The organism is Oerskovia sp. NPDC057915, assembly GCF_042887685.1.
Taxonomy (GTDB): Bacteria; Actinomycetota; Actinomycetes; order Actinomycetales; family Cellulomonadaceae; genus Oerskovia.
This window is the reverse complement of the sequence record NZ_JBHVOS010000015.1, coordinates 63,087-88,269: the sequence shown is the minus strand read 5'-3', so window position 1 is coordinate 88,269 and position 25,183 is coordinate 63,087. Positions and strand designations below refer to the sequence as shown.

29 protein-coding genes are annotated in these 25,183 nt (G+C 66.8%); all 29 read left to right on the top strand.

The features are described from left to right. Positions 1-190 precede the first annotated feature (190 nt). The 29 genes from rplJ (at position 191) to rplO (ending at position 25,076) form a co-directional block, all read left to right on the top strand. Positions 191-718: a 50S ribosomal protein L10 gene (rplJ, locus tag ACFVQ3_RS11715; RefSeq protein WP_191791537.1), complete on the top strand. Its 528-nt coding sequence runs from the start codon at positions 191-193 to the stop codon at positions 716-718. Between the two features lie 108 nt (positions 719-826). Continuing rightward, a complete protein-coding gene (gene rplL, locus ACFVQ3_RS11710; RefSeq protein ID WP_387638955.1) occupies positions 827-1,210 on the top strand; it encodes a 50S ribosomal protein L7/L12 in 384 nt (127 codons plus the stop codon). A 476-nt stretch (positions 1,211-1,686) separates the two neighbouring features. After that, positions 1,687-5,211: a DNA-directed RNA polymerase subunit beta gene (gene rpoB / locus ACFVQ3_RS11705; protein ID WP_387638953.1), complete on the top strand. Its 3,525-nt coding sequence runs from the start codon at positions 1,687-1,689 to the stop codon at positions 5,209-5,211. A 126-nt stretch (positions 5,212-5,337) separates the two neighbouring features. Further along, a complete protein-coding gene (locus tag ACFVQ3_RS11700; protein ID WP_387638950.1) occupies positions 5,338-9,207 on the top strand; it encodes a DNA-directed RNA polymerase subunit beta' in 3,870 nt (1,289 codons plus the stop codon). A gap of 391 nt (positions 9,208-9,598) precedes the next feature. Beyond that, the gene (gene rpsL / locus ACFVQ3_RS11695) at positions 9,599-9,973 is read left to right on the top strand and encodes a 30S ribosomal protein S12 (RefSeq protein WP_021479869.1); all 375 of its coding nucleotides are present in this window, start codon (positions 9,599-9,601) and stop codon (positions 9,971-9,973) included. Continuing rightward, entirely contained in the window at positions 9,973-10,443 is a 471-nt protein-coding gene (gene rpsG / locus ACFVQ3_RS11690; RefSeq protein WP_030151942.1) for a 30S ribosomal protein S7, read from the top strand. The genes rpsL and rpsG overlap by 1 nt, the downstream gene beginning before the upstream one ends. A gap of 106 nt (positions 10,444-10,549) precedes the next feature. Further along, complete coding sequence (gene fusA, locus ACFVQ3_RS11685; protein ID WP_387638948.1) at positions 10,550-12,655, top strand: elongation factor G; 2,106 nt, start codon at positions 10,550-10,552, stop codon at positions 12,653-12,655. Positions 12,656-12,773: 118 nt separating this feature from the next. Further along, positions 12,774-13,964, top strand: coding sequence for an elongation factor Tu (gene tuf, locus ACFVQ3_RS11680; RefSeq protein WP_138825549.1), 1,191 nt, complete (start codon positions 12,774-12,776; stop codon positions 13,962-13,964). A gap of 1,154 nt (positions 13,965-15,118) precedes the next feature. After that, a complete protein-coding gene (gene rpsJ / locus ACFVQ3_RS11675) occupies positions 15,119-15,427 on the top strand; it encodes a 30S ribosomal protein S10 (RefSeq protein ID WP_012867945.1) in 309 nt (102 codons plus the stop codon). A 14-nt stretch (positions 15,428-15,441) separates the two neighbouring features. Next, positions 15,442-16,104 carry a 50S ribosomal protein L3 gene (rplC, locus tag ACFVQ3_RS11670; protein ID WP_191791530.1) on the top strand — a complete coding sequence of 221 codons (663 nt, stop codon included), beginning with the start codon at positions 15,442-15,444 and terminating at the stop codon, positions 16,102-16,104. 5 nt (positions 16,105-16,109) lie between these two features. Continuing rightward, entirely contained in the window at positions 16,110-16,811 is a 702-nt protein-coding gene (gene rplD, locus ACFVQ3_RS11665) for a 50S ribosomal protein L4 (protein WP_138825547.1), read from the top strand. After that, complete coding sequence (rplW, locus tag ACFVQ3_RS11660; protein WP_030151937.1) at positions 16,808-17,110, top strand: 50S ribosomal protein L23; 303 nt, start codon at positions 16,808-16,810, stop codon at positions 17,108-17,110. The genes rplD and rplW overlap by 4 nt, the downstream gene beginning before the upstream one ends. Positions 17,111-17,143: 33 nt before the next feature. Beyond that, on the top strand, positions 17,144-17,980 hold the full coding sequence (gene rplB, locus ACFVQ3_RS11655; protein WP_056653766.1) for a 50S ribosomal protein L2: 837 nt from the start codon (positions 17,144-17,146) through the stop codon (positions 17,978-17,980). 14 nt (positions 17,981-17,994) lie between these two features. Then, positions 17,995-18,276: a 30S ribosomal protein S19 gene (rpsS, locus tag ACFVQ3_RS11650; RefSeq protein WP_012867940.1), complete on the top strand. Its 282-nt coding sequence runs from the start codon at positions 17,995-17,997 to the stop codon at positions 18,274-18,276. Between the two features lie 70 nt (positions 18,277-18,346). Further along, positions 18,347-18,718 carry a 50S ribosomal protein L22 gene (gene rplV / locus ACFVQ3_RS11645; RefSeq protein WP_030151935.1) on the top strand — a complete coding sequence of 124 codons (372 nt, stop codon included), beginning with the start codon at positions 18,347-18,349 and terminating at the stop codon, positions 18,716-18,718. Then, a complete protein-coding gene (gene rpsC, locus ACFVQ3_RS11640) occupies positions 18,718-19,560 on the top strand; it encodes a 30S ribosomal protein S3 (protein ID WP_030151934.1) in 843 nt (280 codons plus the stop codon). Before rplV ends, rpsC begins: the two co-directional genes overlap by 1 nt. 2 nt (positions 19,561-19,562) lie before the next feature. After that, a complete protein-coding gene (rplP, locus tag ACFVQ3_RS11635; protein ID WP_030151933.1) occupies positions 19,563-19,982 on the top strand; it encodes a 50S ribosomal protein L16 in 420 nt (139 codons plus the stop codon). Further along, positions 19,982-20,221 carry a 50S ribosomal protein L29 gene (gene rpmC / locus ACFVQ3_RS11630; RefSeq protein WP_030151932.1) on the top strand — a complete coding sequence of 80 codons (240 nt, stop codon included), beginning with the start codon at positions 19,982-19,984 and terminating at the stop codon, positions 20,219-20,221. Before rplP ends, rpmC begins: the two co-directional genes overlap by 1 nt. A gap of 7 nt (positions 20,222-20,228) precedes the next feature. Further along, the gene (gene rpsQ, locus ACFVQ3_RS11625; protein ID WP_056653775.1) at positions 20,229-20,531 is read left to right on the top strand and encodes a 30S ribosomal protein S17; all 303 of its coding nucleotides are present in this window, start codon (positions 20,229-20,231) and stop codon (positions 20,529-20,531) included. A 204-nt stretch (positions 20,532-20,735) separates the two neighbouring features. Continuing rightward, the gene (gene rplN / locus ACFVQ3_RS11620; RefSeq protein ID WP_021480431.1) at positions 20,736-21,104 is read left to right on the top strand and encodes a 50S ribosomal protein L14; all 369 of its coding nucleotides are present in this window, start codon (positions 20,736-20,738) and stop codon (positions 21,102-21,104) included. 2 nt (positions 21,105-21,106) lie between these two features. Continuing rightward, positions 21,107-21,448 (top strand): 50S ribosomal protein L24, encoded by a 342-nt coding sequence (rplX, locus tag ACFVQ3_RS11615; RefSeq protein ID WP_030151930.1) that lies wholly within the window; start codon positions 21,107-21,109, stop codon positions 21,446-21,448. Next, entirely contained in the window at positions 21,448-22,017 is a 570-nt protein-coding gene (gene rplE, locus ACFVQ3_RS11610; RefSeq protein WP_030151929.1) for a 50S ribosomal protein L5, read from the top strand. Before rplX ends, rplE begins: the two co-directional genes overlap by 1 nt. Position 22,018: 1 nt before the next feature. Further along, entirely contained in the window at positions 22,019-22,204 is a 186-nt protein-coding gene (locus ACFVQ3_RS11605) for a type Z 30S ribosomal protein S14 (protein ID WP_012867931.1), read from the top strand. A gap of 76 nt (positions 22,205-22,280) precedes the next feature. Then, positions 22,281-22,679 carry a 30S ribosomal protein S8 gene (gene rpsH / locus ACFVQ3_RS11600; protein ID WP_387638942.1) on the top strand — a complete coding sequence of 133 codons (399 nt, stop codon included), beginning with the start codon at positions 22,281-22,283 and terminating at the stop codon, positions 22,677-22,679. Positions 22,680-22,699: 20 nt separating this feature from the next. Beyond that, complete coding sequence (gene rplF / locus ACFVQ3_RS11595; protein ID WP_387638939.1) at positions 22,700-23,236, top strand: 50S ribosomal protein L6; 537 nt, start codon at positions 22,700-22,702, stop codon at positions 23,234-23,236. A gap of 2 nt (positions 23,237-23,238) precedes the next feature. Beyond that, the gene (gene rplR, locus ACFVQ3_RS11590) at positions 23,239-23,610 is read left to right on the top strand and encodes a 50S ribosomal protein L18 (protein ID WP_030151926.1); all 372 of its coding nucleotides are present in this window, start codon (positions 23,239-23,241) and stop codon (positions 23,608-23,610) included. 52 nt (positions 23,611-23,662) lie between these two features. After that, positions 23,663-24,319 (top strand): 30S ribosomal protein S5, encoded by a 657-nt coding sequence (rpsE, locus tag ACFVQ3_RS11585; protein ID WP_030151925.1) that lies wholly within the window; start codon positions 23,663-23,665, stop codon positions 24,317-24,319. Beyond that, positions 24,319-24,501: a 50S ribosomal protein L30 gene (rpmD, locus tag ACFVQ3_RS11580; RefSeq protein WP_030151924.1), complete on the top strand. Its 183-nt coding sequence runs from the start codon at positions 24,319-24,321 to the stop codon at positions 24,499-24,501. The genes rpsE and rpmD overlap by 1 nt, the downstream gene beginning before the upstream one ends. A gap of 2 nt (positions 24,502-24,503) precedes the next feature. Further along, positions 24,504-25,076, top strand: a complete 573-nt coding sequence (rplO, locus tag ACFVQ3_RS11575) for a 50S ribosomal protein L15 (protein WP_138825543.1) — start codon at positions 24,504-24,506, stop codon at positions 25,074-25,076. The last annotated feature ends 107 nt before the right edge of the window (positions 25,077-25,183 follow it).

Sequence of the window (25,183 nt, the reverse complement as noted above, 5' to 3'; positions counted from 1 at the left end):
CGTCAGCTGCAGTCCGGACCGAAGTCCCGCAGAAGTGCGGAGGCCAGCGCAGGTGAGAGTTCACGGAGCGGGCGAGAGCCTGCACTTCGAGCCCCGCGCCTGCGCGGGGCTCTTCTCGTCTCCGCAGGACCTCACCCCCCAGGGCCCCCGCCCTGCGGAGACCGGTGGCACCACCACCGGAAGGATTGCCATGGCGAGGCCGGACAAGGCAGCCGCAGTCGCAGAGCTCACGGAGAACTTCCGCGAGTCGAACGCGGCCGTGCTGACCGAGTACCGCGGGCTCACCGTCGCGCAGCTCAAGCAGCTGCGTCGGTCGCTCAGCGGCAACGCAACCTACGCCGTGGTGAAGAACACGCTGACCGCCATCGCGGCCAAGGAAGCCGGCATCGAGATCGACGCCGACTTCAAGGGCCCCTCGGCCATCGCCTTCGTGACCGGTGACCCGGTCGAGGCGGCCAAGGGCCTGCGTGACTTCGCCAAGGCGAACCCCGCACTGGTCATCAAGGGCGGTGTCCTCGACGGGCGCTCCCTGACCGCTGCGGAGATCACCAAGCTCGCGGACCTCGAGTCCCGCGAGGTCCTGCTGGCCAAGCTGGCCGGCGCGTTCAAGCAGCCGCTCTACCAGGCGGCATACCTGTTCAACGCGCCCGCTTCGCAGGCCGTCCGCACCATCGATGCCCTGCGCCTCAAGCAGGAATCGGAGAGCGCTGCCGCCTGACCCTCCTCGGAGGATCATGCAGCACGCACCCACCCCCTCTGCTTCCAGCAGGGCTCTGTGGATCGTTGACAGGGCTGCTGCCGAGCACCAACCGAAAGGACCGCCATCATGGCGAAGCTCAGCACCGAAGAGCTCATCGAGCAGTTCAAGGGCCTCTCCCTCATCGAGCTCTCCGAGTTCGTGAAGGCGTTCGAGGACGCTTTTGAGGTCACCGCGGCCGCTCCGGCCGCCGTCGCCGTCGCAGGCCCCGCGGCCGCTGCCGCCGAGGAGGTCGAGGAGAAGACGGAGTTCGACGTCATCCTCGAGGCTGCCGGCGACAAGAAGATCCAGGTCATCAAGGAGGTGCGTGCCCTCACGAGCCTCGGCCTGAAGGAGGCCAAGGACCTCGTTGACGGCGCCCCCAAGCCCGTCCTGGAGGCCGTTGCCAAGGACGCCGCTGACAAGGCCAAGGCTGCCCTCGAGGGCGCCGGCGCGACCGTCACCGTCAAGTGATCGCTGCCCTCCGGGGCGGTATCGCATGACGGGTCGCCTCGCGCGGCCTGACAGGTAGCACAGGCGACGAGGCCCGTACCCCCCTGGGGTGCGGGCCTCTCGTCGCCTCTTCGTCTCCCGGCCCGACGCCGGAGCTCGCCTTCCCCCGGGAAGGTGGCGGACGCCGTCGGGCAGGGAGTTTCTTCGTGTTCTTGGGCGGCATATGGCGGCCACCGAGAAGATGTCCTCACCGGCCCGGTGGGGGAGTGCAGTAGGCGTGAAGACGGTCTTGACAGGCCGCGATTTCGCGTCGCTGGACACGCTTGACTGGGCCGGGTATGCTAGCGCTTTGCGCTCGCGTGTGCCCTCGGCACCCTCTGAACTGCCCGGACCGTCTTCGGTGTGCGTCCATCGTGCACCACGGCAGCCTCAGGGGGAAGAGGTCCTCCAGCCACGCAGCGTACAGCGTGCAATCGATCTGCAGGGAAGGACCCCTCTTGGCTGCCTCGCGCACCCCTTCTGCTCCGTCCGCCGACGCTATCGCGAACCGCACCGCTTCCCGGCGCGTATCTTTCGCCAAGATCTACGAGCCTCTCGAGGTGCCCGACCTGCTCGGGCTCCAGACCGAGAGCTTCGACTGGCTGCTGGGCAACCCGGCGTGGCGCGCACGCGTCGACGCCGCGGCCGCCGCCGGTCGCCAGGACGTCCCCGCGACGTCGGGTCTCGAGGAGATCTTCGAGGAGATCTCCCCGATCGAGGACTTCGGCTCCTCCATGTCTCTCTCCTTCTCCAACCACCGCTTCGAGCCCCCGAAGTACACGGCCGAGGAGTGCAAGGAGAAGGACTTCACCTTCGCCGCGCCGCTCTTCGTCACCGCGGAGTTCGTGAACTACAACACCGGTGAGATCAAGAGCCAGACGGTCTTCATGGGCGACTTCCCGCTCATGACCGCACGCGGCACCTTCATCATCAACGGCACCGAGCGCGTCGTCGTCTCGCAGCTCGTCCGTTCGCCCGGTGTGTACTTCGAGCGCCAGGCCGACAAGACCAGCGACAAGGACATCTACTCCGCGAAGATCATCCCGTCGCGCGGTGCGTGGCTGGAGTTCGAGATCGACAAGCGTGACGCCGTCGGCGTCCGCGTCGACCGCAAGCGCAAGCAGTCCGTCACGGTGCTGCTCAAGGCCCTCGGCCTGACCGAGTCGCAGATCCGTGAGGAGTTCGCGGACTTCCCCTCGGTGCTCGACACCCTCGAGAAGGACCACGTCCACACCGAGGAAGAGGCGCTCGTCGACCTCTACCGCAAGATCCGTCCGGGCGAGCCGCCCACGGTCGAGGCCGGTCGCTCGCTCCTCGAGAACTTCTACTTCAACCCCAAGCGCTACGACTTCGCGAAGGTCGGCCGCTACAAGGCGAACAAGAAGCTCGGCGTCGACGCGCCCCTCGGCGATTCCACGCTGTCCGTCACGGACATCGTCGCGACGATCAAGTACCTCGCGGCCCTGCACGCCGAGGTCACGACCCTCCCCGGCACGCGTGCCGGCGAGCCCGTCGAGATCCGCGTCGAGACCGACGACATCGACCACTTCGGCAACCGTCGTATCCGCGCCGTGGGTGAGCTCATCCAGAACCAGGTCCGCACGGGCCTGTCGCGCATGGAGCGCGTCGTGCGTGAGCGCATGACGACCCAGGACGTCGAGGCGATCACGCCCCAGACCCTGATCAACATCCGCCCCGTGGTGGCGTCGATCAAGGAGTTCTTCGGCACCTCGCAGCTCTCGCAGTTCATGGACCAGAACAACCCGCTCGCCGGCCTGACGCACAAGCGTCGTCTGTCCGCGCTGGGCCCGGGTGGTCTGTCCCGTGACCGCGCCGGCATGGAGGTCCGTGACGTCCACCCGTCGCACTACGGCCGCATGTGCCCCATCGAGACCCCCGAGGGCCCGAACATCGGTCTGATCGGCTCGCTCGCGTCCTACGGGCGCATCAACCCGTTCGGGTTCATCGAGACGCCGTACCGCAAGGTCGAGGCGGGCAAGGTCTCCGACGAGGTCGTCTACCTGACGGCCGACGACGAGGACCGCTACGTCATCGCCCAGGCGAACACCGAGCTCAACGCCGACGGGTCGTTCCGTGCCGAGCGCGTCCTGGTCCGCACCAAGGGTGGCGAGACGGCCGACGTCCTCGGCACCGAGGTCGACTACATGGACGTCTCGCCGCGACAGATGGTGTCGGTCGCGACCGCGCTCATCCCGTTCCTCGAGCACGACGACGCCAACCGCGCACTCATGGGTGCCAACATGCAGCGTCAGGCCGTGCCCCTGGTCCGTTCCGAGGCCCCGCTCGTGGGTACCGGCATGGAGCGTCGTGCAGCCATCGACGCCGGTGACGTCATCGTCGCCACCAAGCCCGGTGTCGTCACCGAGGTCTCCGCGGACCTGATCGTCGTCGCGAACGACGACGCGACCACGACGAGCTACCGTGCGGCGAAGTTCCGCCGCTCGAACCAGGGAACGTCGTACAACCAGCGCGTCGTCGTCGACGAGGGTGCTCGCGTCGAGGTCGGCTCCGTGCTGGCCGACGGCCCCGCGACGGACGAGGGCGAGCTCTCGCTCGGCCGCAACCTGCTCGTCGCGTTCATGTCCTGGGAAGGCCACAACTACGAGGACGCGATCATCCTGTCGCAGCGCCTCGTGCAGGACGACGTCCTGTCCTCGATCCACATCGAGGAGCACGAGGTCGACGCCCGCGACACGAAGCTCGGCCCCGAGGAGATCACGCGGGACATCCCGAACGTCTCCGAGGACGTCCTGGCGGACCTCGACGAGCGCGGTGTCATCCGCATCGGTGCAGAGGTCGGCGCGGGCGACGTGCTCGTCGGCAAGGTCACGCCCAAGGGCGAGACCGAGCTGACCCCGGAGGAGCGCCTCCTGCGCGCCATCTTCGGCGAGAAGGCCCGTGAGGTCCGCGACACGTCGCTCAAGGTCCCCCACGGCGAGTCCGGCACCGTCATCGGCGTCCGCGAGTTCAACCGCGAGGACGGCGACGAGCTGCCTGCCGGCGTCAACCAGCTGGTCCGCGTGTACATCGCGCAGCGACGCAAGATCACGGACGGCGACAAGCTCGCCGGCCGTCACGGCAACAAGGGTGTCATCTCGAAGATCCTCCCCGTCGAGGACATGCCCTTCCTCGAGGACGGCACCCCGGTGGACGTCATCCTCAACCCGCTGGGTGTCCCCGGTCGTATGAACGTCGGCCAGGTCCTCGAGACCCACCTCGGGTGGGTCGCGAAGCAGGGCTGGGACATCTCCCAGACCGACGGCGCAGCAGGCGAGGGCGACCTCTCCTGGAAGGAGCACGTCCCCGCGGTCGCTGCTTCGTCCGAGCCGGGCCGCCCCGTCGCGACGCCCGTCTTCGACGGGCTCGAGGAGGAGGCTCTCACGGGTCTGCTCTCCACGACGCTCCCGAACCGTGACGGCAACCGCATGGTCGGCCGCGACGGCAAGGCACGTCTGTTCGACGGCCGCTCCGGCGAGCCGTTCCCGGAGCCGGTCTCCGTGGGCTACATGTACATCCTGAAGCTCCACCACCTGGTGGACGACAAGATCCACGCCCGCTCGACCGGTCCGTACTCGATGATCACGCAGCAGCCGCTGGGTGGTAAGGCGCAGTTCGGTGGACAGCGTTTCGGCGAGATGGAGGTGTGGGCGCTCGAGGCATACGGCGCGGCGTACACCCTCCAGGAGCTGCTGACGATCAAGTCCGACGACGTCCCGGGCCGTGTGAAGGTCTACGAGGCGATCGTCAAGGGCGAGAACATCCCCGACTCGGGCATCCCGGAGTCCTTCAAGGTCCTCCTGAAGGAGATGCAGTCGCTGTGCCTGAACGTCGAGGTGCTCTCGAGCGACGGTGTCTCCATCGAGATGCGTGAGTCCGACGACGACGTGTACCGCGCTGCCGAGGAGCTCGGCATCGACCTGTCGCGTCGCCCCAACGCAGCATCCACGATCGACGAGATCTGATCTCGGAAGCGGTGGGGGCGTCCGTGAACGAACGCCCCCACCGCCACCCGACACTCTGTAGCACCTCCACCGCGCCGGCCGGGACGAACCCCGGACAGGCCGGCAGACGAAGGAAGTAGGACCACCTTGCTCGACGTCAATGTCTTCGACGAGCTGCGTATCGGACTGGCCACGGCAGACGACATCCGTGACTGGTCTCACGGCGAGGTCAAGAAGCCTGAGACCATCAACTACCGCACCCTCAAGCCCGAGAAGGACGGACTCTTCTGCGAGAAGATCTTCGGCCCCACCCGGGACTGGGAGTGCTACTGCGGCAAGTACAAGCGAGTGCGCTTCAAGGGCATCATCTGCGAGCGCTGCGGCGTCGAGGTGACGCGCTCGAAGGTGCGCCGTGAGCGCATGGGCCACATCGAGCTCGCCGCCCCTGTCACGCACATCTGGTTCTTCAAGGGTGTGCCCTCCCGCCTCGGTTACCTCCTCGACCTGGCGCCGAAGGACCTCGAGAAGGTCATCTACTTCGCCGCCTACATGATCACGTCGGTCGACGTCGAGGGCCGTCAGGAAGACCTCCCCAACCTCCAGAACGAGATCGACCTGGAGAAGAAGGAGATCACGGACCGTCGCGACAACGACATCAACACCCGTGCCCAGAAGCTCGAGGCCGACCTGGCCGCGCTCGAGGCCGAGGGTGCTCGCGCCGACGCCCGCCGCAAGGTCCGTGACTCGGCCGAGCGCGAGATGGCCTCGATCCGCAAGCGGGCCGACGCCGAGCTCGACCGCCTGGACCAGGTCTGGGACCGCTTCAAGAACCTCAAGGTCGCCGACCTCGAGGGCGACGAGATGCTCTACCGCGCCCTCCAGGACCGCTACGGCAACTACTTCGAGGGCTCGATGGGCGCCGCGGCGATCCAGAAGCGTCTCCAGGACTTCGACCTGGTCGCCGAGGCCGAGCTCCTTCGCGAGATCATCCGCAGCGGCAAGGGCCAGAAGAAGACCCGTGCGCTCAAGCGCCTCAAGGTCGTCAACGCGTTCCTGACCACCACCAACTCGCCCACGGGCATGGTGCTGGACGCCGTCCCGGTCATCCCGCCGGACCTGCGCCCCATGGTGCAGCTCGACGGTGGCCGCTTCGCGACCTCGGACCTGAACGACCTGTACCGCCGCGTGATCAACCGGAACAACCGCCTCAAGCGTCTCCTCGACCTGGGCGCCCCGGAGATCATCGTCAACAACGAGAAGCGCATGCTGCAGGAAGCTGTGGACTCGCTCTTCGACAACGGCCGTCGTGGTCGCCCGGTCACGGGCCCCGGCAACCGTCCCCTGAAGTCGATCTCCGACATGCTCAAGGGCAAGCAGGGTCGTTTCCGTCAGAACCTGCTCGGCAAGCGTGTCGACTACTCGGGCCGTTCGGTCATCGTGGTCGGCCCGCAGCTCAAGCTGCACCAGTGCGGTCTGCCCAAGCAGATGGCCCTCGAGCTCTTCAAGCCCTTCGTGATGAAGCGCCTCGTGGACCTGAACCACGCGCAGAACATCAAGAGCGCCAAGCGCATGGTCGAGCGTGCTCGCCCGGTCGTGTGGGACGTCCTCGAAGAGGTCATCACCGAGCACCCCGTGCTGCTCAACCGTGCACCCACGCTGCACCGTCTCGGCATCCAGGCCTTCGAGCCCCAGCTGGTCGAAGGCAAGGCCATCCACCTGCACCCGCTCGTGTGTGCCGCGTTCAACGCGGACTTCGACGGTGACCAGATGGCCGTGCACCTGCCGCTGTCGGCCGAGGCCCAGGCCGAGGCACGCATCCTCATGCTCTCGAGCAACAACATCCTGAAGCCGTCGGACGGCCGTCCGGTGACCATGCCCTCGCAGGACATGATCATCGGTCTGTACCACCTGACGAACGACAAGAAGGACGCCAAGGGTGCGGGGCGTGCGTTCAGCTCGGTCGCCGAGGCCATCATGGCCTTCGACTCCGGCTCGCTGGACCTGAACGCCGAGGTCAGCATCCGCATGAACGGTCTGGTCTTCGCCGAGGGCGAGGCCCCCGAGGGCTTCGTCCCCGGAGAGCCGTTCGTGTTCGGGACGACCCTCGGTCGCGCGCTCTTCAACGAGACGCTGCCCGTCAGCTACGGCTACGTGAACGGCATCGTCGACAAGAAGAAGCTCTCGACGATCGTCAACGAGCTCGCCGAGACCTACCCCAAGGTCGAGGTCGCTGCCTCGCTCGACGCGCTCAAGGAGGCCGGCTTCCGCTGGGCCACCCGTTCGGGTGTCACCATCGCCATCTCCGACGTCGCGACCCCCGCGGCGAAGGCGGCGATCCTGGAGGAGCACGAGGCTCGTGCCCTGAAGGTGCAGCAGGAGTACGACCGCGGTCTGATCACCGACGACGAGCGTCGCCAGGAGCTCATCGAGATCTGGACGCAGGCCACCGACAAGGTCGCGACCGCGATGCGTGCGAGCTTCCCGGAGCGCAACACCGTCTACACGATGGTCGGCTCGGGTGCTCGTGGTAACTGGATGCAGGTCCGTCAGATCGCCGGTATGCGCGGTCTCGTGGCGAACCCGAAGGGTGAGATCATCCCTCGCCCGATCAAGTCCAACTACCGTGAGGGCCTCTCGGTCCTCGAGTACTTCATCGCGACGCACGGTGCCCGCAAGGGCCTCGCCGACACCGCACTGCGCACCGCCGACTCGGGCTACCTGACCCGTCGTCTGGTGGACGTGTCGCAGGACGTCATCGTCCGCGAGGAGGACTGCGGCACCGAGCGTGGCCTGACGCTGCCCGTGGGCGAGAAGATCGGCGACCGACTGGTCCGTCACGACAAGGTCGAGACGAGCATCTACTCGCGCACCCTCGCCTCCGACGTGGAGGACGCGGACGGCAACGTCATCGCCAAGGGTGGGGAGGACGCCGGTGACCTGGTCATCGACGCACTGCTCGCCGCCGGCATCGACACGGTCAAGGTCCGGTCGGTCCTGACCTGCGAGTCCCGCGTCGGAACCTGCGCCAAGTGCTACGGCCGTTCGCTGGCCACGGGCAAGCTCGTCGACATCGGCGAGGCCGTCGGCATCATCGCGGCCCAGTCGATCGGTGAGCCCGGCACGCAGCTGACGATGCGTACCTTCCACACCGGTGGTGTGGCCTCGGCAGACGACATCACGCAGGGTCTGCCCCGTGTGACCGAGCTCTTCGAGGCGCGTACCCCGAAGGGTGAGGGCCCCATCGCCGAGTTCTCGGGTCGCATCACGATCGACGAGGCGGAGCGTACGCGCCGCATCGTCCTGACCCCGGACGACGGCTCGGAGGAGCTCGCCTACCCGGTGACGAAGCGTTCGCGCCTCCTCGTCAGCGACGGCGACCACGTCGAGGTCGGTACCCAGCTCGTCCAGGGTGCGGTCGACCCCAAGAAGGTCCTGCGCATCCTCGGCCCCCGCGCCACCCAGAAGCACCTGGTGGACGAGGTCCAGGAGGTCTACCGCTCGCAGGGTGTGGACATCCACGACAAGCACATCGAGGTCATCGTGCGGCAGATGCTGCGTCGCGTGACCGTGCTGGACTCTGGCGACTCGCAGCTGCTCCCGGGCGAGCTCGCGGAGCGTGGACGGTTCGAGGACCTCAACCGTCGTGCGGTGGCGGAGGGTGGCCAGCCGGCCTCCGGTCGCCCCGAGCTGATGGGTATCACGAAGGCGTCGCTCGCGACCGACTCGTGGCTGTCGGCAGCCTCCTTCCAGGAGACGACGCGCGTCCTCACCGAGGCGGCGATGAGCGGTCGTCGTGACCCGCTCCTCGGCCTCAAGGAGAACGTCATCCTCGGAAAGCTCATCCCGGCCGGTACGGGTCTGCCCCGTTACCGCAACGTCGAGGTCGAGCCCACCGAGCAGGCCAAGACCGAGCTCTACCCGAGCTTCGGCTACGACGAGATCGACTTCCAGGGGCTCGGCATGGGCTCCGGCGAGGCGATCCCGCTCGAGGACCTGGACTTCGGCGACTACCGCTGATCCCGGCGTCACGGCCCGGCGACCCTCCGTCGTCGGGCCGTGACGCACCGAGTAGCACAAGGGGTGATCCCGGCGCGCTGGACGCGCCGGGATCACCCCTTCTCTCTTTGACTACCTGCCGGGTGGCAGGTATCGTTGGAGACCGTGCCCGCGCCGTCGAGCTCGCTGTGTCGTTTCCAGCGCGCCGATGTGAGTGCGCGAGCATTCCGGTGCCTGAGCTCGTCGGACGATCCCCGGATCGTCTCCGAACCCAGCCCGGACCATCGAGCCGGTGGTACGTGGCGATTGCGACGCTCAGCGTCGCAGGTGCCGTTTGCCGTCGGCGCCCACAGCCCGTAGAGACCACCGCCGGGGAACACCCCGGTCCAGCTCGAGAAGACACGGAGACGTAGTGCCTACGATCCAGCAGCTCGTCCGCAAGGGGCGGACCTCGAAGGTCGGGAAGTCCAAGACTCCCGCCCTCAAGGGTTCCCCGCAGCGGCGTGGTGTGTGCACCCGTGTGTACACCACCACCCCCAAGAAGCCGAACTCCGCACTGCGCAAGGTCGCACGCGTGAAGCTGTCCTCGCAGGTCGAGGTCACCGCGTACATCCCCGGTGTCGGCCACAACCTCCAGGAGCACTCCATCGTGCTCGTCCGCGGTGGTCGTGTGAAGGACCTCCCCGGTGTCCGCTACAAGATCGTCCGTGGCGCGCTCGACACCCAGGGCGTCAAGAACCGCAAGCAGGCTCGCAGCCGCTACGGTGCCAAGAAGGAGAAGAGCTAATGCCTCGTAAGGGCCCCGCCCCGAAGCGGCCGCTCATCGTCGACCCTGTCTACGGTTCCCCGGTCGTCACCCAGCTCATCAACAAGGTCCTCCTGGACGGCAAGAAGTCGACCGCCGAGGCGATCGTCTACGGTGCCCTCGAGGGTGTCCGCGCGAAGACCGACGGCGACCCCGTCGTCGTCCTCAAGCGTGCTCTCGAGAACGTGCGCCCGGCCCTCGAGGTCCGTTCGCGCCGTGTCGGTGGCGCGACCTACCAGGTCCCCGTCGAGGTGCGCCCCACGCGTTCCACGACGCTGGCGCTGCGCTGGCTCACGGACTACTCGCGCGCTCGTCGCGAGAAGACCATGACCGAGCGCCTCATGAACGAGATCCTCGATGCGAGCAACGGCCTCGGTGCCGCGGTCAAGCGTCGTGAGGACATGCACAAGATGGCCGAGTCCAACAAGGCCTTCGCGCACTACCGCTGGTAGTCCGCCCGACCGGCCCTGGGGGTTCACCCCCGGGGCCGTCGGCGGGTCCGGCCGGCTTCGGTAGAAGCAGCGCCCCCGACTCAACCCACACAAAGGGGAAGTACCCGTGGCACTTGACGTGCTGACCGACCTGAACAAGGTCCGCAACATCGGCATCATGGCCCACATCGATGCCGGTAAGACCACGACCACCGAGCGCATCCTGTTCTACACCGGGGTGAACTACAAGATCGGTGAGACGCACGACGGCGCATCGACGACCGACTGGATGGAGCAGGAGAAGGAGCGCGGCATCACGATCACGTCTGCCGCCGTGACCTGCTTCTGGAACAAGAACCAGATCAACATCATCGACACCCCCGGCCACGTGGACTTCACGGTCGAGGTCGAGCGCTCCCTGCGTGTGCTCGACGGCGCTGTTGCTGTCTTCGACGGCAAGGAGGGCGTCGAGCCCCAGTCCGAGACCGTCTGGCGCCAGGCCGACAAGTACAACGTCCCGCGCATCTGCTTCGTCAACAAGATGGACAAGCTCGGCGCGGACTTCTACTTCACGGTCGACACCATCGTGAACCGTCTCAAGGCCAAGCCGCTGGTCATCCAGCTGCCGATCGGCTCCGAGAGCGAGTTCACGGGCGTCGTCGACCTGCTCGAGATGCGTGCCCTCGTGTGGCGCGGCGAGACGAAGATGGGCGAGGCCTACGAGATCGAGGAGATCCCTGCGGACCTCCTCGAGAAGGCGCAGACCTACCGTGCCGAGCTCGTCGAGAACGTCGCCGAGGCCGACGAGGAGCTCCTCGAGAAGTACCTCAACGGCGAAGAGCTGACGATCGCGGAGATCAAGTCGGCGATCCGCAAGCTCACCGTCTCGGGCGAGGCCTTCCCGGTGCTCTGCGGCTCCGCGTTCAAGAACAAGGGCGTCCAGCCCATGCTCGACGCGGTCATCGACTTCCTGCCCTCGCCCCTCGACGTCCCGGCCATCAACGGCCACGACGTCAAGGACGAGGAGAAGGTCGTCGAGCGCCACCCGGACGCGACCGAGCCTTTCGCCGCGCTCGCGTTCAAGGTCGCCTCGCACCCGTTCTTCGGCAAGCTGACGTACGTCCGCGTCTACTCCGGCCAGGTCACGCCGGGCACCCAGGTGCTCAACGCGACCAAGGGCAAGAAGGAGCGTCTGGGCAAGATCTTCCAGATGCACTCCAACAAGGAGAACGCGGTCGAGCTCGGCAGCGCCGGGCACATCTACGCGTTCATCGGCCTCAAGGACACGACGACCGGTGACACCCTGTGTGACATCGCGAGCCCCGTCGTCCTCGAGTCGATGACCTTCCCGGAGCCCGTCATCGACGTGGCCATCGAGCCCAAGACGAAGGCCGACCAGGAGAAGCTCTCGGTCGCCATCCAGAAGCTCGCCGAGGAGGACCCGACCTTCCGCGTCAAGCTGGACGAGGAGACCGGCCAGACCGTCATCGGCGGCATGGGCGAGCTCCACCTCGACATCCTCGTCGACCGTATGCGTCGCGAGTTCAACGTCGAGGCCAACGTCGGCAAGCCGCAGGTCGCGTACCGCGAGACGATCCGTCGCGCCGCGGAGAAGATCGACTACACGCACAAGAAGCAGACCGGTGGTTCGGGTCAGTTCGCCAAGGTGCAGGTCACCTTCGAGCCTCTCGACCTGACCGAGGGCGGCGAGCTCTACGAGTTCAAGAACGCCGTCACCGGTGGCCGCATCCCGCGTGAGTACATCCCGTCGGTCGACGCCGGTATCCAGGCCGCCCTCCAGCTGGGTGTCCTCGCCGGCTTCCCGCTCGTGGGCGTGAAGGCTACGCTCATCGACGGCGCGTACCATGATGTCGACTCTTCGGAGATGGCGTTCAAGATTGCCGGCTCGATGGTCCTCAAGGAGGGCGTCAAGCGGGCGGACCCGGTTCTGCTGGAGCCGGTCATGGCGGTCGAGGTGCGTACGCCCGAGGAGTACATGGGCGACGTGATCGGTGACCTCAACTCTCGTCGCGGCATGATCCAGTCCATGGAGGACGCGACGGGTGTCAAGGTCATCCGTGCTCAAGTACCGTTGTCCGAGATGTTCGGGTACATCGGCGACCTGCGGTCCAAGACCCAGGGTCGTGCTGTGTACTCGATGTCATTCGACAGCTACGCCGAGGTTCCTCGGAACGTTGCCGAAGAGATCATCAAGAAGACCCGGGGCGAGTGAGTCCCCACAGGTCGAAGACCCTGTAACAACCATCAACCTGTAGCGACCCGCACGCCCCGCAGATGTCTTGCGCATCTGCATCGTTCGGCACAACTACCCAAGTCCCAGGAGGACCCCAGTGGCGAAGGCCAAGTTCGAGCGGACCAAGCCGCACGTCAACGTCGGAACCATCGGTCACGTCGACCACGGTAAGACCACGCTGACGGCAGCTATCTCCAAGGTGCTGCACGACAAGTACCCGGACGTGAACCCCGAGTTCAAGTTCGACGAGATCGACAAGGCTCCGGAAGAGAAGCAGCGCGGTATCACGATCAACATCGCGCACATCGAGTACGAGACGGAGAAGCGTCACTACGCTCACGTCGACGCTCCCGGTCACGCCGACTACATCAAGAACATGATCACCGGTGCTGCTCAGATGGACGGCGCGATCCTCGTGGTCGCGGCGACCGACGGCCCGATGGCCCAGACGCGTGAGCACGTTCTGCTCGCCCGCCAGGTGGGTGTCCCCTACCTGCTGGTCGCGCTGAACAAGTCCGACATGGTCGAGGACGAGGAAATCCTCGAGCTCGTCGAGATGGAGGTGCGCGAGCTCCTCTCCTCGCAGGGCTTCGACGGTGACGAGGCCCCCGTGGTCCGCGTCTCCGGCCTGAAGGCTCTCGAGGGCGACCCCGAGTGGGTCAAGTCCGTCGAGGCGCTCATGGAGGCTGTGGACGAGAACGTCCCCGAGCCCGTCCGTGAGCTCGACAAGCCCTTCCTCATGCCCGTCGAGGACGTCTTCACGATCACCGGTCGTGGCACCGTCGTCACCGGCAAGGTCGAGCGCGGCACCCTCGCGGTCAACTCCGAGGTCGAGATCGTCGGCATCCGCAACCCGCAGAAGACCACGGTCACGGGTATCGAGACGTTCCACAAGCAGATGGACGAGGCTCAGGCCGGCGACAACACCGGTCTGCTGCTCCGCGGCATCAAGCGCGAGGACGTCGAGCGCGGCCAGGTCGTCGTCAAGCCGGGTTCGATCACCCCGCACACCGACTTCGAGGCTCAGGTCTACATCCTGGGCAAGGACGAGGGTGGGCGTCACAACCCGTTCTTCTCGAACTACCGCCCGCAGTTCTACTTCCGCACCACCGACGTCACCGGCGTCATCACGCTGCCCGAGGGCACCGAGATGGTCATGCCCGGCGACAACACCGAGATGACGGTCGAGCTGATCCAGCCGATCGCCATGGAGGAGGGCCTCGGCTTCGCCATCCGTGAGGGCGGCCGTACGGTCGGATCGGGCCGTGTCACGAAGATCATCAAGTGATCTTCTGATCTCCTGATCCACCCCGGCAGCACCTGAGCCTCGTGCTCGGGAGCTCCGGGAAGGATTGAGCGAAGGGCCCGGGTACCGCAAGGTACCCGGGCCCTTCGTCGTACCTGGGGGAGCGGGGCGCGCCGTCGCGGGCCCGGCGGGCCGGCCCGGAGGGCGGCACGCGGTCGAGCTGGACCCGAGGGGGCTGCGCCGGGGGCACCCCGGGCGGTCGACGTCACCTGGCGGAGGCTGTGGCGCCCCGCAGAGCCCCGGGTCGGCGCAGCGCGCGGACGCGGCACGTCTCAGCGCCCGGCGGCGACGCAGGACCGCGGGGGAGTGTGCGGCTCGATCCGTCCGGTCCGGGGGAGAGCACGCCCGACGGCGCCGCTCGCCGAGGTCGTCGGGTGCGCCGGGTACGATCCCGGCGTCGGGCGGCGTCGGGCGGCGTCGCCGGGCCGCTCGACCGGTCCCCTGCTCCTCTGCCGACCCGGCAGGGAGGGCCGAGCGGACGACGTGCGACCGATCCGAACGCTCCGTGGTCGGCGGCTGCGGCATCGAGGCGGGTGGCCAGGATGCGACCGAGCCGGCATCCCCGCTGGTGAGGGACGCGTGGGCCACGCTGTGCGCCGGGTGGGTCGGTGCGGCCGCTGCCCGTCGACCGGTGGCTCTGGTCACAGAGTTCGTGCGATCGGGCCCCGGGCGGTTACCCTGGACGGACGACGTGCCCGCTCGACGCGTGCGCACGTCGGTCGTCGCGTGAAGGTCGGTCCGTGTGGCTGGTGCCTCACGTACGACGATTGGTCTTCCACGGGTTCCTGTGGCAGACTGTTCAGGTTGCCTGTTACGGGTGCGCTCTTTCATGTGTCGAACAGTGTGTTGAACCGCTAAGCATGCGGACCTCGGTGTACCGAGGTTGCCGCGGGTTGAACTCTCTGTCGACACAGATCGAGGACCCCGCGGAGCTCAGGTTCTGCACAGGCTCGACAACGTTGTGAACGGCTGTGACGCCGTCGGGCGCCAGAAGTTGGCCCGATGTGTCAGCGGTTCACATATCCAACGGCCCTGCACCGTTCTCGGTGCGTGCGCTCGGTAGGTCGCGATAGGCGACACGCCCGAACGCGGGGGTCGGACAGCTAGCGGTTCGAGAGAGAGAGTCAGACGACGCCATGGCGGGACAGAAGATCCGCATCCGGCTCAAGTCCTACGACCACGAGGTGATTGACAGCTCGGCGCGCAAGATCGTCGACACTGTCACCCGCGCTGGTGCAACGGTCGTGGGCCCGGTGCCGCTGCCGACGGAGAAGAACGTCTTCTGCGTCATCCGGTCGCCTCACAAGTACAAGGACAGCCGCGAGCACTTCGAGATGCGCACGCACAAGCGGCTTATCGACATCATCGATCCCACGCCGAAGGCCGTCGACTCGCTCATGCGTCTCGACCTGCCTGCGGACGTGAACATCGAGATCAAGCTCTGAGGCGGGAGGACAACATGACTACGCCCCAGCAGAACGAGCGGCCCGTCACGGCCGTGCTCGGCACGAAGCTCGGCATGACCCAGCTCTGGGACGAGGCAGGCCGCCTGGTCCCCGTCACGGTCGTCGCCGTGGGCACGAACGTCGTGACCCAGGTCCGCACCGCGGACACCGACGGTTACGCCGCGGTCCAGCTGGCCGCAGGCCAGATCGACCCGCGCAAGGTCACGAAGCCCCTCAAGGGCCACTTCGAGAAGGCCGGCGTCACGCCGCGCCGTCACGTGACCGAGATCCGCACCACCGATGCCGGTGAGTACACCCTCGGCCAGGAGATCACCGCGGAGGCCTTCGAGGCCGGCGCGAAGGTCGACGTCGTGGGCACCACCAAGGGCAAGGGCACCGCCGGTGTCATGAAGCGTCACGGCTTCCACGGCGTGGGTGCCTCCCACGGTGCGCACCGCAACCACCGCAAGCCTGGTTCGATCGGTGGGGCCTCGACCCCGTCGCGAGTCTTCAAGGGCGTGCGCATGGCTGGTCGGATGGGCTTCGACCGTCAGACCACGCAGAACCTGACCGTCCACGCGGTCGACGCAGAGAAGGGCCTGCTGCTCGTCAAGGGCGCAGTGCCCGGCCCCAAGGGCGGCGTCGTCCTCGTGCGTAGCGCCGTGAAGGGAGCATGACACTCATGGCAGCTCTCACTGTCGACGTCCTCGACGCCACGGGCAAGAAGGCCGGCACGACCGACCTTCCCGCCGAGGTGTTCGACGTCCAGACGAACGTCCCGCTGATCCACCAGGTTGTCGTCGCGCAGCTCGCTGCAGCCCGCCAGGGCACGCACGACACCAAGAGCCGCGGCGAGGTCCGCGGTGGTGGACGCAAGCCGTACAAGCAGAAGGGCACCGGCCGCGCCCGTCAGGGTTCGACCCGTGCACCTCAGTTCGCCGGTGGTGGGGTCGTCCACGGCCCGACGCCGCGCGACTACAGCCAGCGCACCCCCAAGAAGATGAAGGCTGCTGCACTGCGCGGCGCCCTCTCCGACCGGGCTCGTGCCGGCCGTGTCCACGTCGTGACCGGCTTCGGGATCGACGGCCAGCCGTCGACCAAGGCCGCGATCAACTCGCTCGCCAACCTCTCTCCCCGCAAGCACGTGCTCGTGGTGCTGGAGCGCGGCGACGAGCTGACGAGCAAGTCCCTCCGCAACGCGGAGCAGGTGCACCTCCTGGTCGCTGACCAGCTGAACACCTACGACGTGCTCGTCTCCGACGACGTGGTCTTCACCGAGGGCGCACTCGCTGCGTTCCTCGCCGGACCCGCCACGGGCTCTTCGGTCAAGGCCGTCGCGTCCGAGTCGGAAGCAGCTGACGAGGCCGAGGAGGCCGCGAAGTGACCGCCGTGACGAAGGACCCCCGCGACATCCTGCTCGCGCCGGTGGTCTCCGAGAAGAGCTACGGGCTCCTCGACGAGGGTAAGTACACCTTCCTCGTGGACCCGCGGGCCAACAAGACCGAGATCAAGATCGCCGTCGAGCAGATCTTCTCGGTCAAGGTTGCCTCCGTGAACACGATCAACCGCAAGGGCAAGACCCGGCGGACGCGTTTCGGACTGGGCAAGCGCAAGGACACCAAGCGTGCGATCGTCACCCTCCGCGAGGGCACGATCGACATCTTCGGCGGGCCGGTCGGCTGAGGCCGGACGAGAGCAGATTGAGGACAGATCCCCATGGGAATCCGTAAGTACAAGCCGACGACGCCCGGCCGCCGCGGCTCGAGCGTTGCCGACTTCGTCGAGATCACGCGCTCGCAGCCGGAGAAGTCGCTGGTCCGTCCGCTCACCAAGAGCGGTGGCCGCAACAGCACCGGTCGCATCACCACCCGTCACAAGGGTGGTGGCCACAAGCGCGCATACCGCGTCATCGACTTCCGTCGTCACGACAAGGACGGCGTGCCCGCGAAGGTCGCTCACATCGAGTACGACCCCAACCGCACGGCACGCATCGCGCTCCTGCACTACGCGGACGGCGAGAAGCGCTACATCATCGCGCCGAACAAGCTGAAGCAGGGCGACGTCATCGAGAACGGCGCCGGCGCCGACATCAAGCCCGGCAACAACCTGCCGTTGCGCAACATCCCGACCGGTACGGTCATCCACGCCATCGAGCTCAAGCCCGGTGGCGGCGCGAAGATCGCCCGTTCGGCTGGTGCCTCCGTGCAGCTCGTCGCCAAGGACGGCCCCTACGCCCAGCTGCGTATGCCGTCGGGTGAGATCCGCAACGTCGACCTGCGCTGCCGCGCGACGGTCGGCGAGGTGGGCAACGCCGAGCAGTCGAACATCAACTGGGGCAAGGCCGGCCGCATGCGTTGGAAGGGCAAGCGCCCCTCCGTCCGTGGTGTCGCCATGAACCCGATCGACCACCCTCACGGTGGTGGTGAAGGCAAGACCTCCGGTGGACGTCACCCGGTCAGCCCCTGGGGCCAGGCCGAAGGTCGTACCCGCCGTCCCAACAAGCCGAGCGACAAGCTGATCGTGCGTCGTCGCCGTACCGGCAAGAAGCGCTGATAGGAGCCTGACAGATGCCACGCAGCCTGAAGAAGGGCCCCTTCGTGGATGGACACCTTCAGAAGAAGGTGGACGTCCAGAACGAGAAGGGGACCAAGAACGTCATCAAGACCTGGTCCCGTCGGTCGGTCATCACGCCCGACTTCCTCGGTCACACTTTTGCCGTGCACGACGGACGCAAGCACACTCCGGTGTTCGTCACCGAGTCGATGGTTGGCCACAAGCTCGGCGAGTTCGCACCCACCCGGACCTTCCGCGGCCACGTGAAGGACGACAAGAAGGGCCGTCGTCGCTGATCTGCGTGCAGACGCAGATCACGAGACGACGACTCCGAACGTCATGACGAGACAAGAAGGCAGGACAGCAATGGAAGCCAAGGCGCAGGCGCGGTTCGTCCGTGTCACGCCCCAGAAGGCCCGGCGCGTCGTGGACCTCATCCGTGGCAAGCAGGCCACCGAGGCCGTCGCGGTGCTGAAGTTCGCACCGCAGGCCGCGAGTGAGCCGATCCGCAAGGTCGTGGAGAGCGCGATCGCGAACGCACGGGTGAAGGCCGACCGCGCGAGCGTGGCATTCGACGAGCAGGAGCTCGTCGTTGCCCAGGCGTTCGTGGACGAGGGCCCGACCCTCAAGCGGTTCCGGCCTCGCGCTCAGGGGCGCGCGAGCCAGATCCTCAAGCGGACGAGCCACATCACCGTGGTCCTCGTTCCGCGCGAAGACACGAAGGGAAGGGCCCGATAGTGGGACAGAAGGTTCACCCGCACGGGTACCGCCTCGGCATCACCACCGACCACCGGTCGCGTTGGTTCGCCGACAGCACCAAGCCCGGACAGCGGTACCGCGACTACGTCCGCGAGGACGTGCAGATCCGCAAGCTCATGGCCACGGGCCTCGAGCGTGCCGGCATCTCCAAGGTCGAGATCGAGCGCACCCGTGACCGTGTGCGTGTGGACATCCACACCGCACGCCCGGGAATCGTCATCGGCCGCCGTGGCGCAGAGGCAGACCGCATCCGCGGCGAGCTCGAGAAGCTCACGGGCAAGCAGGTCCAGCTCAACATCCTCGAGGTCAAGAACGCTGAGATCGATGCTCAGCTCGTGGCCCAGGGGATCGCGGAGCAGCTCGCGAGCCGTGTGTCGTTCCGTCGTGCGATGCGCAAGGGCATGCAGTCCGCGCAGCGCGCCGGCGCCAAGGGCATCCGCGTGCAGTGCTCGGGTCGTCTCGGCGGCGCCGAGATGAGCCGTTCGGAGTTCTACCGCGAAGGCCGTGTGCCGCTGCACACGCTCCGCGCGAACATCGACTACGGCTTCTTCGAGGCCCGCACCACCTTCGGCCGTATCGGCGTCAAGGTGTGGATCTACAAGGGCGACATGACCGAGAAGGAGTTCGCTGCGCAGCAGGCGACCGCCGCTCCCCGCCAGGGCCGTGGTGGCCCCCGCGGTGGCGACCGTCCTGACCGTGGTGGAGACCGTCGTGGCGCCGGCCGTCGCAACGAGCGTCCGGCACAGTCCGAGGCACCTGCAGCTGCAGGGGCGGAGGCACCTGTCGCCGAGAAGGCTCCTGAGTCCGGAACGGAGGCCTGAGCATGCTTATCCCGCGCAGGCTGAAGCACCGTAAGCAGCACCACCCCTCGCGCTCCGGCGCCTCGAAGGGTGGCAACCAGATCGCGTTCGGCGAGTTCGGCATCCAGGCTCTCGAGCCTGCGTACGTCACGAACCGCCAGATCGAGGCTGCTCGTATCGCGATGACCCGTCACATCAAGCGAGGCGGAAAGGTCTGGATCAACATCTACCCGGACCGCCCGCTGACCAAGAAGCCGGCGGAGACCCGCATGGGTTCTGGTAAGGGTTCGCCCGAGTGGTGGATCGCCAACGTCAAGCCCGGCCGCATCGTCTTCGAGCTGGCCGGTGTCCCGGAGCCCCTGGCTCGCGAGGCCATGCGCCGCGCGATCCACAAGCTCCCGATGAAGTGCCGTTTCGTGGTGCGCGAGGGTGGTGGCAACTGATGGCTATCGGAACCAAGGAACTGGCTTCGAGCGAGCTTGACACGTTCGACGACGAGAAGCTCGTCGCCGAGCTGAAGAAGGCCAAGGAGGAGCTTTTCAACCTCCGTTTCCAGTCGGCCACCGGCCAGCTGGAGAGCCACGGTCGCCTGAAGGCCGTGCGCCGCGACATCGCGCGGATCTACACGATCCTGCGCGAGCGCGAGCTCGGTATCCGTACCGCACCGAGCGTGAGTGAGTGAGGCTGGAATGAGCGAGAACGCAACGAACGCCGCACCGGTGACCGAGACGGCCGCTGACCAGCGCGCCAACCGCAAGACGCGGCGCGGCTACGTGGTGAGCGACAAGATGGACAAGACCGTCGTGATCGAGGTCGAGGACCGGGTCAAGCACCCGCTCTACGGCAAGGTCATCCGGCGCACGAGCAAGGTCAAGGTCCACGACGAGCAGAACGCTGCTGGTGTCGGTGACCTCGTCCTCATCATGGAGACCCGCCCGCTGTCCGCGACCAAGCGGTGGCGCCTGGTGGAGATCCTCGAGAAGGCCAAGTAGGCCCTGCGCCTACCAGGTCGTGACGGGCGGGGGTCCCGCCCGTCACGACCGGTCTCGGGCCGCACCAAGGTGCGGCAACCAGTAGACAGAGCGGCGGGACCCCGTCGCCCTGGCCGGTTCACCCGCAAGGGACCCGGCACTGACAGCTATCCGTTCGGCAAGGCTCGCCTGGCGAGAACCAGCTCGACGACAGGAGTTCACTAAATGATCCAGCAGGAGTCGCGACTTCGCGTCGCCGACAACACGGGTGCCAAGGAGATTCTCTGCATCCGTGTTCTCGGTGGTTCGGGCCGTCGCTACGCCGGAATCGGCGACGTCATCGTCGCAACCGTCAAGGACGCTATCCCCGGTGGCAACGTGAAGAAGGGCGACGTCGTCAAGGCTGTCGTCGTGCGTACCGCCAAGGAGCGCCGTCGTCCGGACGGTTCCTACATCAAGTTTGACGAGAACGCGGCCGTGATCCTCAAGAACGACGGCGAGCCCCGTGGCACGCGTATCTTCGGCCCCGTGGGCCGGGAGCTGCGTGACAAGCGGTTCATGAAGATCATCTCGCTGGCTCCGGAGGTGCTCTGAACATGGCGAAGATCAAGAAGGGCGACCTGGTGGTCGTCATCTCTGGCAAGGACCGCGCAAGCCAGGGTCGCGTGCTCGAGGTCCTCACGGACTCCGACCGCGTGATCGTCGAGGGCATCAACCGCGTCACGAAGCACACCAAGGTGGGTCAGTCCCAGCGCGGGACGCGTACCGGTGGCATCGAGGTCGTCGAGGCGCCGATCCACGTGAGCAACGTGATGGTCGTCGACCCGGAGACCAAGAAGGGCACCCGCGTCGGGTACCGCACCGAAGAGGTCGAGCGTGACGGCCGTACGCGCAAGGTTCGCGTGCGCGTCGCCAAGCGTTCCGGTAAGGACATCTGATGAGCACTGAACTGCAAGCCCCTGAGATCGCGCGTCTCAAGCAGCGCTACCGCGACGAGATCGTCGCCGGCCTCCTCGAGGAGTTCGGCCACGAGAACGTCAACCAGGTTGCACGACTGACGAAGATCGTCGTCAACATGGGTGTCGGCGACGCCGCCAAGGACTCGAAGCTCATCGAGGGTGCCATCCGCGACCTCTCGGCCATCACCGGCCAGAAGCCGCAGGTCACCAAGGCCCGCAAGTCCATCGCTCAGTTCAAGCTGCGTGAGGGCATGCCGATCGGCGCGCACGTCACGCTGCGTGGCGACCGCATGTGGGAGTTCCTCGACCGCCTGCTGTCCATCGCCCTGCCCCGTATCCGCGACTTCCGCGGACTCTCGGCCAAGCAGTTCGACGGCCACGGCAACTACACCTTCGGTCTCACGGAGCAGTCGATGTTCCACGAGATCGACCAGGACAAGATCGATCGCGTCCGCGGTATGGACATCACGATCGTGACGACGGCGACGACCGACGACGAGGGCCGCTCCTTGCTGCGCCGTCTCGGCTTCCCCTTCAAGGAGAACTGACATGGCGAAGAAGGCCCTGGTCAACAAGGCAGCCGCGAAGCCTAAGTTCGCGGTCCGCGCCTACACTCGCTGCCAGAAGTGCGGTCGCCCGCACTCCGTGTACCGCAAGTTCGGCCTGTGCCGTATCTGCGTCCGCGAGATGGCACACCGTGGCGAGCTTCCCGGCGTCACCAAGAGCAGCTGGTAACAACTACGTCGCAGGTCTGGCACGGTTCCCCTCGGGGAACCGGCCAGATACCCCGGCGAGGAAGGGCTGAAGCCCAATGACGATGACCGACCCGATCGCAGACATGCTGACCCGTCTGCGTAACGCGAACTCGGCTTACCACGAGACGGTTCAGATGCCGTTCTCGAAGCTGAAGTCGCACATTGCTGAAATCCTGCAGGCCGAGGGCTACATCTCCGGCTGGACCGTCGAGGACGCGCCCGTGGGCAAGTACCTGACGATCGAGCTGAAGTTCGGCCCGAACCGCGAGCGCTCCCTTGCCGGGATCCGCCGCGTGTCGAAGCCCGGTCTGCGTGTGTACGCGAAGTCGACCAACCTGCCCAAGGTTCTCGGTGGCCTCGGCGTGGCGATCCTGTCCACGTCCTCCGGCCTCCTGACCGACCGTCAGGCAGCCAAGAAGGGCGTGGGCGGAGAAGTCCTCGCCTACGTCTGGTAATCGGAAAGGAGAGATACGCCATGTCTCGTATCGGCAAGATCCCCGTTCCGGTTCCCGCCGGAGTGGATGTCACGATCAGCGGCGCACTGGTGACGGTCAAGGGCCCGAAGGGTTCCTTGGAGCACACCATCCCCGCCCCCATCGAGGTCTCCCAGGACGCCGACACCCTCGTGGTGACGCGCCCGAACGACGAGCGTGCATCGCGCGCTCTGCACGGCCTGACCCGCACCCTCCTCGCGAACCTGGTGACCGGTGTCACCCAGGGCTACGAGAAGAAGCTCGAGATCGTCGGTACCGGTTACCGCGTGACCGCGAAGGGCACTGACCTGGAGTTCGCTCTCGGTTTCAGCCACCCCGTCGTGGTCTCCGCACCGGCCGGCATCACCTTCGCTGTCGAGTCCCCGACCAAGTTCTCGGTCTCGGGCATCGACAAGCAGCAGGTCGGCGAGGTCGCTGCGAACATCCGCAAGATCCGCAAGCCCGAGCCGTACAAGGGCAAGGGTGTGCGGTACGCCGGCGAGGTCGTCCGCCGCAAGGTCGGAAAGGCTGGTAAGTAACGATGGCTCTCAAGGTTCTCGGCAAGGGCAAGGCAGTCTCGCGCAAGCGTCGCCACCTCCGCCTGCGCAAGAAGATCGCTGGCACGGCTGCTCGTCCCCGTCTCGTCGTGACGCGCTCCGCGCGCCACATCACGGCGCAGATCGTGGACGACACGATCGGTCAGACCGTTGCTTCCGCATCCACCATCGAGGGCGACCTGCGGTCGTTCGACGGTGACAAGAGCGCGAAGGCCCGCAAGGTCGGCGAGCTCGTCGCCGAGCGTGCCAAGGCCGCTGGTGTCGACTCGGTCGTCTTCGACCGCGGTGGCAACAAGTACCACGGCCGGGTGGCTGCAGTCGCCGACGGGGCCCGCGAAGGCGGTCTGTCCCTGTGATGATGGCCGAAACCACCACCGTGTACACGGTACGGAAGCAAAGGATTCTCTGATGGCTGCAGGGCAGCGCAGCAACACCGGCGCCCCTACGGGTGCCGCCAACGAGTCGACCGACCGCAACTCCGGAGGCCGCGGCGACGCTCGTCGCGACGGTCGCCGTGGTGACGGTCGCCGTGGTGACGCCGCCGAGAAGAACGCCTTCGTCGAGCGCGTCGTCACCATCAACCGCGTGTCCAAGGTCGTCAAGGGCGGCCGCCGCTTCAGCTTCACCGCGCTCGTCGTGGTGGGCGATGGCGACGGTACCGTCGGTGTCGGCTACGGCAAGGCGAAGGAAGTCCCCGCGGCGATCGCCAAGGGTGTCGAGGAGGCCAAGAAGAACTTCTTCAAGGTTCCCCGCATCCAGGGCACCATCCCTCACCCCATCCAGGGTGAGGCAGCCGCCGGTGTCGTCTTCCTGCGTCCGGCAGCCCCGGGTACCGGTGTCATCGCCGGTGGTCCGGTCCGCGCCGTGCTGGAGTGCGCGGGCATCCACGACGTCCTGAGCAAGTCGCTCGGTTCGTCCAACGCGATCAACATCGTGCACGCGACGGTCGAGGCACTGCGCAACCTGGAGCAGCCTGAGGCTGTTGCAGCGCGTCGTGGCCTGCCGCTCGAGGCCGTGGCTCCGGCCGCGCTCCTTCGTGCACGCGCAGCTGGGGTAGGTGCGTGATGGCTCGACTCAAGGTGACCCAGACGAAGTCCGCCATCGGCGGCAAGCAGAATCAGCGCGACACGCTGCGCACTCTGGGCCTCAAGCGGATCGGCGACACCGCCGTGAAGGAGGACCGCCCGGAGATCCGCGGCATGGTCGCAACGGTGGCGCACCTCGTCGCCGTTGAGGAGGTCGAGTGATCATGGCTGAGAAGGCCAAGAAGGAGACCGCGGTCGAGGCTTCGACCGACGCTCCGAAGAAGAAGGCTCCCGCCAAGAAGGCTGCTGCGACCGAGGCCCCCAAGGCCGAGGCACAGCAGACCGTCGGCGCTGGTGGCACCCTCAAGGTCCACCACCTCCGTCCCGCCCCCGGCGCCAAGAAGGCCAAGACCCGTGTGGGTCGTGGTGAGGCGTCGAAGGGTAAGACGGCCGGCCGTGGTACCAAGGGCCAGAAGGCTCGTTACCAGGTGCCGGAGCGCTTCGAAGGTGGACAGATGCCGCTGCACATGCGTCTGCCCAAGCTTCGTGGCTTCAAGAACCCGTTCCGCACGGAGTACCAGGTCGTGAACCTGGACAAGCTCTCCGCGCTGTACCCCGAGGGTGGCTCCGTCACCGTCGAGGACCTGGTCGCCAAGGGAGCCGTCCGCAAGGGCGAGCTCGTCAAGGTGCTGGGCACGGGTGAGGTCACCGTCAAGCTCGAGGTCGCGGTCGACGCGTTCTCGGCTTCCGCCAAGGACAAGATCCTTGCGGCCGGTGGCTCCGTCTCGGAGGACTGACACGTAGGACAGGGCCGATAGCGCGATGCGCTGTCGGCCCTGTCTGCGTCTGGGGGTGGTCCGCCGGTGCCGCCGCTGCTCGGGGGAACGTAGAATCATCGCCGGTT